Below are 14,397 nucleotides of genomic sequence, written 5' to 3' on the forward strand. Positions count from 1 at the left end.
GGCTGTCAGCTCGCCTTCTTCGTGATCGGCTTCACCGTCTGTCCGGGCGTCAGGAACCCGCCCGCAGACTGTACCACGCGCTCGGTGCCGTCGAGTCCGCCGATGATCGTCACGCCCGCATCCGACACCTGGCCGATCTTGACGTCACGCCGGACCACCTTGTTCTGCGCATCCGCGATATAGACGTAATTGCCCTTCTCGTCGCTTTGCAGCGCGGAGTCGGGAAGCAGCGGCGCCTGGGTCGCGCCGCCCACGATCGTCGCCGCGGCGAACCCGCCGGGCCGCAGGCCCGGGTCATATTTGACCGCGATCCGCGCGATCCCCTGACGCGTCTGCGAGATCGATCACGGGTGCCACCTGCCACACCTCGCCGGGATAGCGCTGCGTCGTGCCGACCGGGACCACCGTGGCGCGTGCGCCGACGTGAAGCCCGGCGAGATCCGCTTCGCTCAGCTGCGCGCGCATCTCCATCTGCCCCCCCATCGCCATCCGGAACAGCACGCCCGCCGACGGCCCGACGATCTGCCCGGGCTCGACGCCGCGGGTCAGCACCAGCCCCGCCGCGGGCGCGCGGATGTCGAGCCGCCCGTTGCGCGCACGCGCCTCGCCGAGCGAGGCCTGCGCCACCTTGACGCGCGCCGCCGCGGCATCGCGCGTCGCCGCCTTGCGCTGCAGGTCCGCCTTCGAGATGAAGCCGCGATCGACGAGCTGCCGCGCCCGATCGAGTTCCGCCTGCGCGATCGTCTCGTCGGAGCGCGCGACCGATACCGACGCGGCGAGCGAGGCCGCGGCCTCGGTCTGGACCGAGCGATCGACCGTCGCGAGAACCTGCCCCGCGGCGACCCACTGGCCGGGCTCGACCAGCACGCGCGTGATCATCCCGCCCTCGCCCGCGACCCCGACCGGCATCTCGCGCCGCGCCGCGAGCGTCCCCGTTGCCGAGATCACGCGGTCGACGGTCTTGCGGCCCGGCACGACGACCGTCACCGAGGGCAGCTGCGGCGCCGCTGCAGCGGTCGCGGCGCCCTTCTTGCCCGGTCCGAACGCGAACCATGCGCCGGCGATCGCCACGAGGATGACGATCAGCGCGATGATGACGTTGCGACGCGTGTGCGACGGTGTCGTATAGTCCGGCAACATCGGTTGCGGGTCGTCACCGATCACCTTGGTCTCGTAATTCATGCGCGCACAATCCCCGTCCCGACCCGATCCGTTAGGACCGAACATCCGCTGTATTATCTGAATAGGTCACCACGCTCAACCCCCGCCAAGCATGCCGCGATTCGGACGCAGGCATGCCCAGAAACCAACCTGTCCGCAAGCTGCACGCGGCGTTCAGCCTGCGTTGACCGATCCGGCCCCATGCGGGCAATGCGTGTTGCTTCAGGGAGATACCGAATGATCAAGATTGCCATGCTCGCGGCGGCCTCGCTCGCTGCGACCGCTGCCGGCGCGACGGCGGCCAACGCGCAGACGCCGGTGACCGTCGAGCCGATGATTCCGGCGGCGGGTACGGTGCTCGATGTCAGCGCCGAGGGGCGAACGACTCGCGTTCCCGACGTCGCGACGATTCGCGCCGGCGTCGTGTCGCAGGCGGCCACCGCCGCCGCCGCGCTGTCGGACAATGCGCAGCGCATGAACCGCGTGCTCGCGGCGCTGAAGAAGGCCGGCGTCGCCCCGCGCGACATCGCCACCGCGAGCGTCGGCCTGTCGCCGCAATATCGCTATGCCGAGAACCAGCCGCCGGTGATCACCGGCTATCAGGCGACCAACAGCGTATCGGTCCGCTTCCGCGACGTGGCGAAGTCGGGCGTCATCCTCGATGCGCTGGTCGGCGAGGGAGCAAACCAGATCGACGGCCCCAATCTCTCGATCGATCAGCCCGATGCCGCGCTCGACGAGGCGCGTGCCGACGCGGTCAAGCGCGCGCGTGCGCGTGCCGAGCTCTATGCGCGCGCCGCCGGCATGCGCGTCACGCGGATCGTCTCGATCACCGAGAATGGCGAGAATGCCGGGTCGCCCAACCCGCCGATGCTGATGGCACGCGCGTCGATGGCCAAGGACAGCACGCAGATCGTCGCGGGCGAGAAGGACGTCACCGTCAACGTCTCGGTCCGCTTCCTGCTCAACTGAGCCGTCAGGCGGACCCCGCGATCGACGTCCCATGCAAAAGGGCCGCCCGGTTTCCCGGACGGCCCTTTCTTTTCGCGTGACGAATGCGAAGGTGTTTTAGCGAACGCTGCCGCGGCGAACGAGGTTCACGATCGCGAGCAGGACGATTGCACCCAGCAGCGACACGATGAACGAGGTCAGCGTGAGCGGTGCGTTGTTGATCGAACCACCCGAGAGGATCAGCCCGCCGATAAAGGCACCCACGATGCCAACGACGATGTTCAGGAAAATACCCTGCTGCGCGTCAGTGCGCATGATCATGCTGGCGATCCAGCCGATGACGCCGCCGATGATCAGCCAAAGAATAAGACCCATTTTAACTTCCTCCGTTGATCCCGTAGCCGGGCGATGGCGGAAAGACGTGCGAAGACCGATATTTGTTCCGCTCGCGTTTTGAGTTTAGGTCTCAGTATTTCTGCTGGCGCTCGTACAGCGTTTTATAGTGCTGGATCCGCGTGACGCGCAGCCCCGGCATCCCCGACCGGTCGATCGCGCGCTGCCAGCCGGCGAATTCCTCGACCGTCAGGCCATAGCGGTCGCAGACCTCGTCGACCGACAACAGGCCGCCGTTCACCGCGGCGACGACCTCGGCCTTGCGCCGCACGACCCACCGCGTCGTGCTGGGCGGCGGCAGCGAGTCGATCGTCAACTGCTCGCCGAGCGGCCCGATGACCTTGGCAGGACGGATCTTCTGGTTCTCGATCATTTGCAACCTCTGATCGGGGCGTCGCGCCCCTTCTCAACATTCGTAGACGGCGTGTAAGCGCAGGACTTGAAGAACGATTGAAGCGCCACGGTAAACGACCCCTTCATTCACGTTTCCAGTTGGCGAGCGCGTTTGCCATCGGCCCGTTGAACGCGCCGTGGACGGGCGCGAACAGCTTGGGATCGACCGCGACGCGGGCAAAGCCGGCCTGCACCACCGCCGTCGGGCTCGCCGCCTGCCGCGCGGCAACCCCCACGATCAGGAGCGCGAGATCGCCCGGTAATACGGTGACCTCTGTCTCTCGATCAAAACGGGGGAAGCTCAAATCCAACGCAAAACTCGCATAACCATCAGGTAGAGACTGGGGTTTAGCGCAGAGGGGTGAAATCTAAGTAAAGCTCGCGCGGCCGTTCGGTCGTCCGTCGTATTTTTTGCAACGGCTCGCCGCAAAGCCTATGATCGGCCGATGGAACAGTCGGATTTTCAATTGGGTGGCACCGCGCCCGGGTCGCTGCGCGGGCGTCGGATCGTCGTCGCGATGTCGGGCGGCGTCGACAGCTCGGTGGTCGCGGCGCTCGCGCACGAGACGGGCGCCGAGACCATCGGCGTCACGCTGCAGCTCTATGATCATGGCGAGGCGATCGGCCGCGCCGGCTCGTGCTGCGCGGGCCGCGACATTCGCGATGCGCGCGCGGTCTGCGACCGGCTGGGCATCGCGCACTATGTCTTCGACCATGAAACCAGCTTCCGCGAACAGGTCGTCGACCGGTTCGCGGACGAATATCTCGCGGGCCGCACGCCGATCCCGTGCGTCCAGTGCAACATGGGTCCCAAATTCACCGACCTGCTGAAGCTCGCGCGCGATCTCGGCGCGGATTGCCTCGCCACCGGCCATTATGTCCGCCGGGTCGAGGGTGCGGATGGCGCCGAACTCCACCGCGGCGCGGATCCGGCGCGCGACCAGAGCTATTTCCTGTTCGCGACGACGCAGGCGCAGCTCGACTATCTGCGCTTCCCGCTCGGCGGCCTGCCCAAGGCCCGCGTCCGCGAGATCGCCGCGGAGCTCGGTCTCGGCGTCGCGGCCAAACCCGACAGCCAGGATATCTGCTTCGTCCCCGATGGCGATTACGCGAGTCTGGTCAAGAAGCTGCGCCCCGAGGCGGATACCGCGGGCGACATCGTCGACCTGCACGGCGCCAAGCTCGGCGAGCATCGCGGGCTGATCCACTTCACCGTCGGCCAGCGCCGTGGGCTCGAGATCGGCGGCAGCCCCGAGCCGCTCTACGTCGTGCGCGTCGAACCGGAGACCCGGCGCGTGATCGTCGGTCCGCGCCGCGCGCTCGCGATCGAGGCGGCACGGCTGACCGACATCAACTGGCTCGGCGGCGATTTCACCGGGCCGCTGACCGCTAAGGTCCGATCGATGGCCAAGCCGGTGCCCGCGCGGCTCGTCGACGACCGGATCGTGTTCGACGCCCCCGAATACGGCGTCGCGCCGGGCCAGGCCGCGGTGCTCTATGCGGGCGAGCGCGTGCTCGGCGGCGGCTGGATCGCGCAGACCGAGGCGGCACTCGCGGCCGCCTGACGCGTTGGAGGCGGCATGGATATCGAAGCCCTCCGCCGCCAGATGGAAGCCGCCGCCGCCGCGATGGACTTCGAGACCGCCGGGCGTCTGCGCGACCAGATCAGCGTGTTGCGCGGCGGCGGCGCGGTGGCCGACACGACGGGCCTGACGCGCCAGCAGCCCGGCGCGATGGGGCTCGGCACCAGCCAGCAGCGGATGACCCCGCCCCCGGCTGGGTGAAGCCGAAAAAGCCCGATCCGATGACCAAGGGGCGCAAGCGCTAGTCTTAATCCCGTCCTGTTTCTTTCGTCAGGATGACGGGGTGTTTTGGTGGGCAATCAGGGCAGCAGGAACGTGCCCTCGATCACCGTCACGCACGCGCCGCCGAGCACCACCCGATCGTCGACGAGCCGGCACGACAGCTTCCCGCCGCGCGCGCTCGCCTGGAAGGCCGAGAACCGGTCGCCGAGCGTCTCCGCCCAATAGGGCACCATGACCGCATGCGCGGATCCGGTCACCGGGTCCTCGTCGATCGCGTAATAGGGCGTGAAGACGCGGCTGACGATGTCGGTCGCACGACCGCGTGCCGCGACGATCGCGACGATCGGGAATGCCGACAGTGCGACGAAGTCGGGGGTGAGGTCGCGGACGATATCCTCGTCGCCGACGACGACCAGCGCATAGCCCTTCTCGTGCCAGAGCGTCTCGATTGGATCCGCGATGCGCAGCGCCGCGACGATCTCGGGCATGTCCTTCGGGCTCGGCTTCCACGCGGGCAGTTCGAGCGTGTAGCCACGATCCGCGCACGCGACTTCGAGCACCCCGGCCTGCCGCGTCCGGAACCGGACGCGGTCGCGCGCAGTATCCGACGACAACACGAAATGCCCGCTCGCCAGCGTCGCATGGCCGCACAGCGCGACCTCGGCCGCCGGCGTGAACCAGCGCAGGTCGAAATCGACCTCGCCATCGTCCGACGCGACGATGAACGCGGTCTCGCTCAGATTGTTCTCCTGCGCGATCTTGAGCAGCACGTCGTCGGGCAGCCACGCCGACAACGGCATCACCCCCGCCGGGTTGCCGCCGAACGGCGTGTCGGTGAACGCATCGATCTGCGCAAAGGGTATTCTCATGACGGGATCCTCGTGCGGGTGGCGTTCAGACGCGCTTGCCGAACCAGTGCGGCGTGACATCCGCCTCGACCAGCGGATTGTCGGTATCGACATGCCCCTCGGGATCGAGATGGATCAGCACCTCGACCTTCGGGAAGGCGGTGCGCAGGTTGCGCTCGACCGCCTCGACGATGTCGTGCGCATGCGCCACCGTCAGGTCGCGCGCGACCTCCATGTGGAACTGCGCGAAGTCGTGGCTGCCCGACCGCCGCGTGCGGAAATCGTGGATCCCGCGGATGCCGGGCTGGCGTGCGGCGACGTCGAGGAACTGCGCGCGCAGATCCTCGGGCCATTCCTTGTCCATCAGCTGGTCGATCGCGTTCGACGATGCCTGGAACGCACCCCAGGCAAGCCACAACGCGATGACGATCCCGAAAATCGGATCCGCGCCGCTCCACCCGACATATTGGTCGAGCACCAGCGCGACGATCACCGATCCGTTGAGCAGCACGTCCGACTGGTAATGGACGTTGTCCGCCAGGATCGCCACCGAGCCCGTCTGGCGGATGATCTTGCGCTGATAGGCGAGCAGGAACACCGTCGCGACGATCGCGATGACCGAGACGCCGATCCCGAAATCGGCGCCCGTGGTCGGCTGCGGATCGCTGAACGCGAGGATCGCGCGCCAGGCGATGCCCGCCGCCGACGCGGTGATCAGCATGACCTGGAACAACGCCGCCAGCGCCTCCGCCTTGCCGTGGCCGAAGCGGTGGTCGTGATCCGCCGGCGTCGCCGCAAGCCGCACGCCGTACAGCGTCACCAGCGACGCGAGCAGATCGAGCGCGGTATCGGCAAGCGAGCCGAGCATCGCCACCGACCCCGTCGTCCAGGCCGCAAACGCTTTGAGCAGCAGCAGGAAACACGCCATCGCCACGCTGGCGAGCGCGGCGCGTGTCGCGAGCGGTATCACCCGGCGACGTTCGTCCTGAGTCATGGGAAAAACAGTCCTTCGTTCCAGCTATCCTTGTCGCGCACGAAAAGCCGGCGCTCGTGCAGGCGGTGCGCGCGATCCTGCCAGAATTCGATCCGGCTCGGCACGACGCGGTATCCGCCCCAATGCGGCGGGCGCGGCACGTCGCCGCCCTCGAACCGCGCCGCCACGTCGGCAAAGCGCGCCTCGAACGTCTCGCGGCTGTCGAGCGGGCGCGACTGGTCCGAGGCCCAGGCACCCAGCTGCGAATCGCGCCCGCGCGACGCGAAATAGGCGTCCGACTCGGCATCGCTCGCCAGCATCACCGCCCCCTCGATCCGCACCTGACGGCGCAGCGACTTCCAGTGGAACAGCAGCGCGGCCTGCGGATTGGCGGCAAGATCGCCCGCCTTGCGGCTTTCGCGGTTCGAATAGATCACGAATCCGTCGGGTCCGTGCCCTTTCAGAAGCACCATCCGCACCGACGGTCGCCCGTCGGAATCCGCGGTCGCGAGCGCGACGGCATTGGGGTCGTTCGGTTCCGACTCCCTGGCCTGTGCATACCAGGTGTCGAACAGCGTGAAGGGATCGTCAGACATGCCCGCGCCATAGCGGGGTTTGACGGCCAGCGAAACTTTGGAACGACTCGCGCGCGTCGATGTTTGAATCGGTTCCGGAACGAAGGAACAGACACCGTGGCAGCGCGCGCATACTGGCAGGGACAGATCCGGCTCGCGCTGGTCTCGATCCCCGTCGAGATCTACTCCGCCACCAAGTCGGGCGCGGCGGTCTCGTTCAAGCAGATCCATGAGCCGTCGGGGCAGCCGATCCATTACGACAAGGTCGTCACCGGCGTCGGCCCGGTCGATGCCGACGAGATCATGAAGGGCTATGAGGTCTCGAAGGGCGAATATGTCCTGCTCGAGCAGGACGAGATCGACGCGGTGAAGCTCGAGTCGAAGAAGACGCTCGAACTCACGCAGTTCGTCGACGCGAGCGAGATCGACGTGCTCTATTACGAGAAGCCCTATTTCGTCGTCCCCGCCGACGACCTCGCCGAGGAGGCGTTCATCGTCCTGCGCGAGGCGCTGCGCCGGACGAAGAAGGTCGGGCTCGGCCAGCTCGCGATGCGCGGGCGCGAATATGTCGTCAGCCTCAAGCCATGCGGGCGCGGCCTGGTGCTCGAGACGCTGCGCTACGCCGACGAGGTGCACAAGGCGCAGGGCTATTTCCGCGACATCCCCGACGACAAGCCCTCCGAGGAGTTGCTCGAACTTGCCGAGGCGCTGATCGTCAAGCGCAGCGGCGACTTCCACCCGCAGGAATTCCACGACCGCTATGTCGATGCGTTGAAGGACCTGATCGAACGCAAGCGCAAGGCGAACGGCAAGACGATCATCGAGGACAAGGATACCGGCGAGCGCAAGGGCTCGAACGTCGTCGACCTGATGGCCGCGCTGAAGAAGTCGATGGCGGCGAAGGAACCGGCGAAGGCTGAAGAGAAGAAGGCCCCGGCCAAGAAAACGCCCGCCAAGCGCGCCCCGGCGAAAAAACGTGCCTGAACACAGCATCGTCATCCCAGCGAACGCTGGGATCTCCCCGTTACCGCCCACCCCCTGCCGCACGAGATCCCAGCCTTCGCCGGGATGACGGTATCGGCGGCACGTTGTGACTGACACCCCCGACCCACTCGCCCGCTACAACGCCAAGCGCGACTTCGCGAAGACCGCCGAACCCGCGGGCACGCTCGCGCCGGGCAACGGCAACAGCTTCATGGTGCAGAAGCACGACGCCACCCGGCTCCACTGGGACCTCCGCCTCGAGATCGACGGCGTGCTCAAGAGCTGGGCGGTCACCCGCGGCCCCAGCCTCGACCCGAACGAAAAGCGCCTCGCGGTGCGCACCGAGGATCATCCGCTGAGCTACGCGACGTTCGAGGGCACGATTCCGGCGGGCGAATATGGCGGCGGCACGGTGATGCTGTGGGACCGCGGCAGCTGGTCGCCGATCAAGGGCAAGTCCGCCAGCGATCTCGACAAGGGCCATCTCCACTTCGTCCTCGACGGCGAACGGATGAAGGGCGAATGGCTGCTCATCCGCCTCAAGCCCCGCGCGAAGGAGAAGCGCGAGAACTGGCTGTTGCGCAAGATCGACGACGCTGCAGCAGGCGGCACCGACACGCTGGTCGACGAGGCGCTCACCAGCGTCTCGACCGGCCGCACGATGGCGGAGATCGCGGAAGGGAAGCGCGTCACCAAATCAAAACGCCCCCTCCCCCGTCATCCCAGCGGAAGCTGGGATCTCTCGCGGCCAGCACGCGACACGAGCCGCGAAAGACCCCAGCTTCCGCTGGGGTGACGAAGGCGGCAAAATCGGCGGTGACGAAATCCAGGACCGCCGCTCTCCCCGAATTCCGCGACCCCCAACTCTGCACGCTCGTCGATGCCGTCCCGACCGGCTCGGCCTGGCTGCACGAGGTCAAATATGACGGCTACCGCGCGCTCGTCGCGGTCGCGAACGGCACGGCCAGGGTGTTCACGCGCACCGGGCTCGACTGGACCGACAAGTTCGCCGGAATCGCCGCCGCCGCCGCGACGCTGCCCGTCCGGTCCGCGCTGATCGACGGCGAGATCGTCGCGTACAAGAACGGCCATCCCGACTTCTCGACGCTCAAGGACGCGATCTCGAACGGCGGCGACATGACATTGTTCGCGTTCGACCTGCTCGAGCTCGACGGCGAGGACCTGACCGACCTGTCCAATCTCGACCGCAAGGCCCGGCTCGAACCGCTGATCCCGGGCGACGACGACCGGCTGCGCTATTCGGACCATGTCGTCGGCGCGGGCGAGCAGTTGTTCGAAACCATGTGCCGCGAGGGGCTCGAGGGCATCGTCTCGAAACGCGCCGACGCGCCCTATGCGGGCAAGCGGACCAAGGCGTGGCTCAAGGTCAAATGCACACACCGGCAGGAATTCGTGATCGTCGGCTGGCTCCCCTCCGACAAGAAACGCGGGTTCAAGTCGCTGCTGCTCGGCGTGCGTGACGGCAAGGGCTATCGCTATGCGGGCAAGGTCGGCACGGGATTCGACCAGGCGCTGATGACCGAGCTGCGCGACAGGCTGGACGCGCTCGACCGCAAGACGCCGACCGTCGACGCTCCGAAGGCCGCGGTCCGCGGTGCGAAATGGGTCACGCCCAAACTCGTCGCCGAGATCGCGTTTGCCGAGACCACCCCCGACGGCGTGCTGCGCCATTCGAGCTTCATTGGCCTGCGCGAGGACAAGGCGGCGAAGGACGTCGTCGCCGAGACGCCGGCGCCCCTCCCCGATGCCGCCGACGCGGTCCTCGCGACGCGCATCACCGTCACCAGCCGCGATCGCATCCTGTTCGACGAGTCGGACGTGACCAAGGGCGACCTCGCCGATTATTATGCCGCGGTATCGGGCATCATGCTGCCCTTCGCGGGCAGCCGTCCGATCAGCCTCGTCCGCTGCCCGCAAGGCCGGTCGCGCGCCTGCTTCTTCCAGAAGCACGACGCGGGCAGCTTCGGCGATGCGGTCCATCAGGTGCCGATCCGCGAGAAAGACGGATCGACCGAAGACTATCTGTATGTCGACGACGCCGACGGTCTCGTCGCGTGCGTCCAGATGGGAACGATCGAGTTTCATGGCTGGGGATCCTCGGTCGCGGCGCTGGAAAAGCCCGACCGGCTGGTCTTCGACCTCGATCCTGACGAGGGGCTCGCGTTTTCGGACACCAAATCAGCGGCGGAGCACCTGAAGACGCAGCTTGCCGAGCTCGGTCTCGTCAGCTTTCCGCTGCTGTCGGGTGGCAAGGGGGTTCATGTCGTCGTGCCGCTCACACCCGACGCCGAATGGCCTGCGGTCAAGGACTTCGCCGACCGGTTCGCGCGCGCGCTCGCCGGCGCCGAGCCCGACCGCTTCGTCGCGACGATGGCCAAGGCCAGGCGCAAGGGCCGGATCTTCATCGACTGGCTGCGCAACCAGCGCGGGGCCACTGCGGTGATGCCCTATTCCGCACGGGCGAGGGCCGGCGCACCCGTCGCGGCGCCCGTGTCGTGGACCGAGCTGCGCGACATCGACACCGCCGCGCGCTGGGGCGTACGCGACGTCGACGAGCTCATCGCACGGGTCAATTCGCGCGTGCTCAAGGGATGGGGCGTGGCCGACCAGGTGCTGCCCGATCTGTGAAACCACTGCCTCTCCCTTGAGCGTGCGACCATCTCCCCGGCCGGGCCGCTGGCGGTGCGATGCGTGGCGCGCCGGCGCTCGCGGTTTCGGTACGACGCGGGGCGGACGGGACAATTTATGTTGCACCGCCGCGTCGAAAGGTGAAACACCGCCGCCACTGATCGGGGACTTGAGGCATTGGAAATAGCGACGCAATCCGCGCCCCTGTTCGACGCGATGGTCCATGCCGACCGCTGGATCACCGACTATTGCGCGCGCAGCACCAGCGCCGACGTGCTGTGTCCCGACGCCGATGGCAGCATCGACCCCGCTTGGCCGGCGATGTTCGCCGAACTCGCCGCGGTCGCGTCGGATGATCTCGGCCATGTCCGCGAACGCGTCCAGCGTCATGCCGCCGACATCGGCACGGGGTTCCGCATCGCCGACGAACCCGACGAGCGCCCCTGGCCGGTGTCGCCCGTCCCGCTGCTGATCGAGGCGGGGGAATGGGCGGACATCGCGCGCGGCGTCGTCCAGCGCGCGACGCTGATGGAACACGTCATCGCGGACCTCTACGGCGAAGGCCGGATCGTCGCGGACGGCCATATCCCCGCCGCGCTCGTCACCGGCAGCCCGTTCTTCCTGCGCCCGATGGTCGGGCTGCCGCCGCCCGGCGGACGGCATCTCGATTTCATCGCGATCGATCTCGGTCGCGGCCCGACGGGCGAATGGCGCGTGCTCGCCGACCATCTGCGCGCACCTGCGGGGGCGGGCTATGCGCTGGAGAACCGCCTCGCGGTCAGCCGGACGCTCGGCGGGTTGCAGGCGCGTCTGAACGTGCAGCGTCATGCGCCGTTCTTCGCCGCGTTCCGTGCCGGCCTCGCGGCGATGTGCAAGCGCACCGACCCGCGGATCGGGCTGCTCACGCCGGGCCGCTTCAACCCGAGCTATCCCGAACAGGCGCATCTCGCGCGCTATCTCGGGCTGCTGCTCGTCGAGGGCGCCGATCTCGCCGCGCTCGAGGACAAGGTCTATGTCCGCACGATCGGCGGCCTCAAGCGGATCGACGCGCTGTGGCGACGGCTCGATCCGCGGCTGCTCGATCCGCTCGCGTTCGACACGCATTCGCAGATCGGCGTCCCCGGGCTGATCGACGCCTATGCCGCGGGCAATGTCGTGCTGTCGAACGCCCCCGGGTCCGCGGTGCTCGAGGCGCCGGCCTTCGCCGCGTTCCTGCCGCAGCTCGCGCGGTCGCTGCTCGGCGAAGACCTGCTGCTCCCCAACATCGCGACCTGGTGGTGCGGACAGGACGGCGCACGCAACCGGGTCGAGGCGGATCTCGACGCGCTGCTGATCGGCCCCGCCTTCCACGCGGCCCCGCTCGGCCTGCCCGATGGCCCGACCGCGGGCGCCGACATCACCGGCGACGCGCGCACCGCGCTGCTCGCGGACATCGCGCGCCGGCCGCAGGATTATGTCGGGCAGGAGATCGTCCGGCTGTCGACGATGCCCGTCGTCGTCGGCGATCTCGCTCGTCCCGCGCCCGTTCACGCTGCGCGTCTTTGCTGCCCGCGGCGGCGATGGCGAGTGGACCGTCCTGCCCGGCGGGTTCGCGCGGATCGGCGAGCATCCCGACGCCCGCGCCGCCGTGATGGGCGAGGGAATCTGGTCCGCCGACGTCTGCGTCTATGGCGCCGATCCGGTCGCCCCCGACTCGCTGCTGACCGCACCCGACTCGCTCCATGTCCGGCGCAATCCGGGGACGTTGCCAAGCCGCGTCGCGGACAATTTCTACTGGCTCGGCCGCTATCTCGAGCGCGGCGAGGCGCTGCTCGGCGCGATCCGCGTGATGCTGGGCAACTCGATCGACGTCGATGGCGGCGCGGTGCTCTCGCCGCAGACCGTCGGCAAGCTCGTCGGGCTGGTCGTCGGCAGCGGTGCCGCGCCGCATCCCCCGTCGCTGCGCCGCGCCGACCTGACGCAGTTCGCGCGGACCGCGATGGAGGATGACGCGTGGCAGTCGATCGCGACGATCAACCGTCATGCGCGCGACATCGGCGAGGGGTCGCGCGACCGGCTGTCCGCGGACATGGTCCGCCTGCTCGAGGCGCCCTTCCCGTCGCATCGCGGCATGCTCGACCGCGCCGGGTCGCTCCAGCGGCGCTACGCCGCGATCGCCGGGCTGTCGGCGGAGCATATGGGGCGCACCGCGGCGTGGCGGTTCCACGATCTCGGCCGCCGCATCGAGCGCGCGATGGCGATGGCGCGCGCGATCCGGCTGTTCGGGATGCCCGGCGCCTCGCCCGATGACCTGTCCGTGCTGCTCGACCTCGCCGACAGCCAGATCACCTATCGTCAGCGTTATCCGACCGGCATCGCCCGCGTCCCCGTCATCGACCTCGTCGCGCTTGATCCGGGCAATCCGCGCAGCCTCGCCTTCTCCGCCGAACGCATTGCCGCGCGCCTCGCCGAGCTGCCGGTGCTGAGCGACGACGAGATGGCCGAGCCGCAACAGGCGCAGGCGATCGCGCTCCAGGCGATCGTCGTCACCGCGGCCGCGGCCGATCTCGATGCCGACACGCTGGGCGACATCGAACGCCGTCTGGGCGGCGTGTCGGACGCGCTCGCCCGCCGCTATTTCCTGCAGGGCGCCGAGCCGTTGCGCACCAGCGGGCTGACGCTGGCATGAGCCGACGCGGCGGGCCGACCCGCACCCCGGACCTGGCACCCGATGATCTACGATATCCGTCACGTCACGACGTTCGACTATGGCGCGAGCGTCAAGTTCGCGCGCTGCAACCTGCGTCTCAAGCCGATCGACTGGCCCGGCCAGACGCTCGAGACCTATACGCTGTCGGTGCATCCCGGCGGCCGCACCAGCGCGGCGCGCGCGGAGGCAGGGCTCGCCAACGTCACGCGGCTCGTCGTGGACAGCCCCGTCCGGCATCTCACGATCGAGAGCCGGTCGCGCATGACCGTCGACCGGCTCGTCCCCATGCCCGGCGCGGACGATCCGACACTTGCCGACATCGCCGCGATGGCATGCGCGAGCACCGATCTGTCCGCGGCCAGCCCGGCCAATTATATCTACCCCTCGCCGCTCATCCCGCTCGACCAGTCGATCGCCGACTATTGCGCCGCCGATCTCGACCCCGCGCGCGGCGCGCTGGATGCAGGGATCGCGCTCGCGCGGCGGATCCAGCGCGAATTCGTCTTCGATGCCGATGCGACGCTGGTCGACACGCCCCCGCACGAGGCGTTCCGCCACCGCAAGGGCGTCTGCCAGGATTTCGCGCAGATCATGATCACCGGCCTGCGCGCGGCCGGCCTGCCCGCCGCCTATGCGTCGGGCTATATCCGCACGATCCCCCCGCGGGCCAGCCGCGTCTGGTCGGCGCCGATGCGACGCACGCCTGGGTCCTGCTCTGGTGCGGACCGCGGCATGGCTGGATCGGCCTCGATCCGACCAACGGCATCTGGATGGCGAGCGATCACATCGTCATGGCGGTCGGCCGCGACTATGCCGAGATCGCGCCCGTCGACGGCGTCGTGCTCGGATCGGGTGCGCAGAACATGGACGTCAGCGTCGACGTCGCCCCGCTCGACGAACCGGCGCGGCCCTGACGCGGTCTTTGCTGCCAAACCGGCGGGCGGGAATTGCGCTGGAGGCCGCATCGCCCCACATA

9 protein-coding genes and 5 pseudogenes are annotated in these 14,397 nt (G+C 68.4%); 7 read left to right on the forward strand and 7 right to left on the reverse strand.

Annotated elements, in window-relative coordinates; translation table 11 throughout:
• Nucleotides 1-5 precede the first annotated feature (5 nt).
• Nucleotides 6-1,182: pseudogene (locus tag QP165_RS08605) on the reverse strand (efflux RND transporter periplasmic adaptor subunit).
• 216 nt (nt 1,183-1,398) lie between these two features.
• Between QP165_RS08605 and QP165_RS08610 the strand changes: the two are divergent.
• Nucleotides 1,399-2,133: an SIMPL domain-containing protein gene (locus QP165_RS08610; RefSeq protein WP_333995178.1), complete on the forward strand. Its 735-nt coding sequence runs from the start codon at nt 1,399-1,401 to the stop codon at nt 2,131-2,133.
• 96 nt (nt 2,134-2,229) lie between these two features.
• On the opposite strand, the gene QP165_RS08615 is transcribed toward QP165_RS08610, so the two are convergent.
• The 3 genes from QP165_RS08615 to QP165_RS08625 all read right to left on the reverse strand — a co-directional run bounded on the left by QP165_RS08615 (nt 2,230) and on the right by QP165_RS08625 (nt 3,209).
• Nucleotides 2,230-2,487: a GlsB/YeaQ/YmgE family stress response membrane protein gene (locus tag QP165_RS08615; protein ID WP_056017316.1), complete on the reverse strand. Its 258-nt coding sequence runs from the start codon at nt 2,485-2,487 to the stop codon at nt 2,230-2,232.
• Nucleotides 2,488-2,578: 91 nt separating this feature from the next.
• Entirely contained in the window at nt 2,579-2,878 is a 300-nt protein-coding gene (gene sciP / locus QP165_RS08620) for a CtrA inhibitor SciP (RefSeq protein ID WP_056017319.1), read from the reverse strand.
• 103 nt (nt 2,879-2,981) lie between these two features.
• Nucleotides 2,982-3,209, reverse strand: coding sequence for a hypothetical protein (locus QP165_RS08625; protein ID WP_056017322.1), 228 nt, complete (start codon nt 3,207-3,209; stop codon nt 2,982-2,984).
• A gap of 135 nt (nt 3,210-3,344) precedes the next feature.
• Between QP165_RS08625 and mnmA the strand changes: the two genes are divergently transcribed.
• Nucleotides 3,345-4,463 (forward strand): tRNA 2-thiouridine(34) synthase MnmA, encoded by a 1,119-nt coding sequence (gene mnmA, locus QP165_RS08630; protein ID WP_333995186.1) that lies wholly within the window; start codon nt 3,345-3,347, stop codon nt 4,461-4,463.
• A gap of 15 nt (nt 4,464-4,478) precedes the next feature.
• Nucleotides 4,479-4,726, forward strand: a pseudogene (locus QP165_RS08635) (UvrB/UvrC motif-containing protein).
• Nucleotides 4,727-4,780: 54 nt separating this feature from the next.
• Here the strand turns inward: QP165_RS08635 and QP165_RS08640 are convergent.
• Genes QP165_RS08640 through pdxH form a run of 3 tightly spaced genes read right to left on the reverse strand, consistent with a single transcriptional unit; the run spans nt 4,781 to nt 7,120 of the window.
• Nucleotides 4,781-5,572, reverse strand: a complete 792-nt coding sequence (locus tag QP165_RS08640) for a PhzF family phenazine biosynthesis protein (protein ID WP_333995188.1) — start codon at nt 5,570-5,572, stop codon at nt 4,781-4,783.
• 25 nt (nt 5,573-5,597) lie between these two features.
• A complete protein-coding gene (locus QP165_RS08645; protein ID WP_333995190.1) occupies nt 5,598-6,545 on the reverse strand; it encodes a cation diffusion facilitator family transporter in 948 nt (315 codons plus the stop codon).
• Nucleotides 6,542-7,120, reverse strand: coding sequence for a pyridoxamine 5'-phosphate oxidase (gene pdxH, locus QP165_RS08650; RefSeq protein ID WP_333995191.1), 579 nt, complete (start codon nt 7,118-7,120; stop codon nt 6,542-6,544). The genes QP165_RS08645 and pdxH overlap by 4 nt, the downstream gene beginning before the upstream one ends.
• A 96-nt stretch (nt 7,121-7,216) precedes the next feature.
• Between pdxH and ku the strand changes: the two genes are divergently transcribed.
• The 4 genes and pseudogenes from ku to QP165_RS08670 all read left to right on the forward strand — a co-directional run bounded on the left by ku (nt 7,217) and on the right by QP165_RS08670 (nt 14,335).
• Nucleotides 7,217-8,083 carry a non-homologous end joining protein Ku gene (ku, locus tag QP165_RS08655; protein ID WP_333995193.1) on the forward strand — a complete coding sequence of 289 codons (867 nt, stop codon included), beginning with the start codon at nt 7,217-7,219 and terminating at the stop codon, nt 8,081-8,083.
• Between the two features lie 106 nt (nt 8,084-8,189).
• Nucleotides 8,190-10,732, forward strand: a pseudogene (gene ligD / locus QP165_RS08660) (DNA ligase D).
• Nucleotides 10,733-10,915: 183 nt separating this feature from the next.
• A pseudogene (locus QP165_RS08665) lies at nt 10,916-13,400 on the forward strand (circularly permuted type 2 ATP-grasp protein).
• 42 nt (nt 13,401-13,442) lie between these two features.
• Nucleotides 13,443-14,335, forward strand: a pseudogene (locus QP165_RS08670) (transglutaminase family protein).
• Nucleotides 14,336-14,397: the final 62 nt, after the last annotated feature.

Source organism: Sphingomonas sp. 22R3R2A-7 (assembly GCF_036856055.1).
Lineage (GTDB): Bacteria > Pseudomonadota > Alphaproteobacteria > Sphingomonadales > Sphingomonadaceae > Sphingomonas.

Bases quoted from the DNA above. Each gene is read 5' to 3' on its own strand.
- mnmA (WP_333995186.1), top strand. From the start codon at position 3,345: ATGGAACAGTCGGATTTTCAATTGGGTGGCACCGCGCCCGGGTCGCTG.
- sciP (WP_056017319.1), bottom strand. From the start codon at position 2,878: ATGATCGAGAACCAGAAGATCCGTCCTGCCAAGGTCATCGGGCCGCTC.
- QP165_RS08640 (WP_333995188.1), bottom strand. From the start codon at position 5,572: ATGAGAATACCCTTTGCGCAGATCGATGCGTTCACCGACACGCCGTTC.
- QP165_RS08645 (WP_333995190.1), bottom strand. From the start codon at position 6,545: ATGACTCAGGACGAACGTCGCCGGGTGATACCGCTCGCGACACGCGCC.
- QP165_RS08610 (WP_333995178.1), top strand. From the start codon at position 1,399: ATGATCAAGATTGCCATGCTCGCGGCGGCCTCGCTCGCTGCGACCGCT.
- QP165_RS08615 (WP_056017316.1), bottom strand. From the start codon at position 2,487: ATGGGTCTTATTCTTTGGCTGATCATCGGCGGCGTCATCGGCTGGATC.
- pdxH (WP_333995191.1), bottom strand. From the start codon at position 7,120: ATGTCTGACGATCCCTTCACGCTGTTCGACACCTGGTATGCACAGGCC.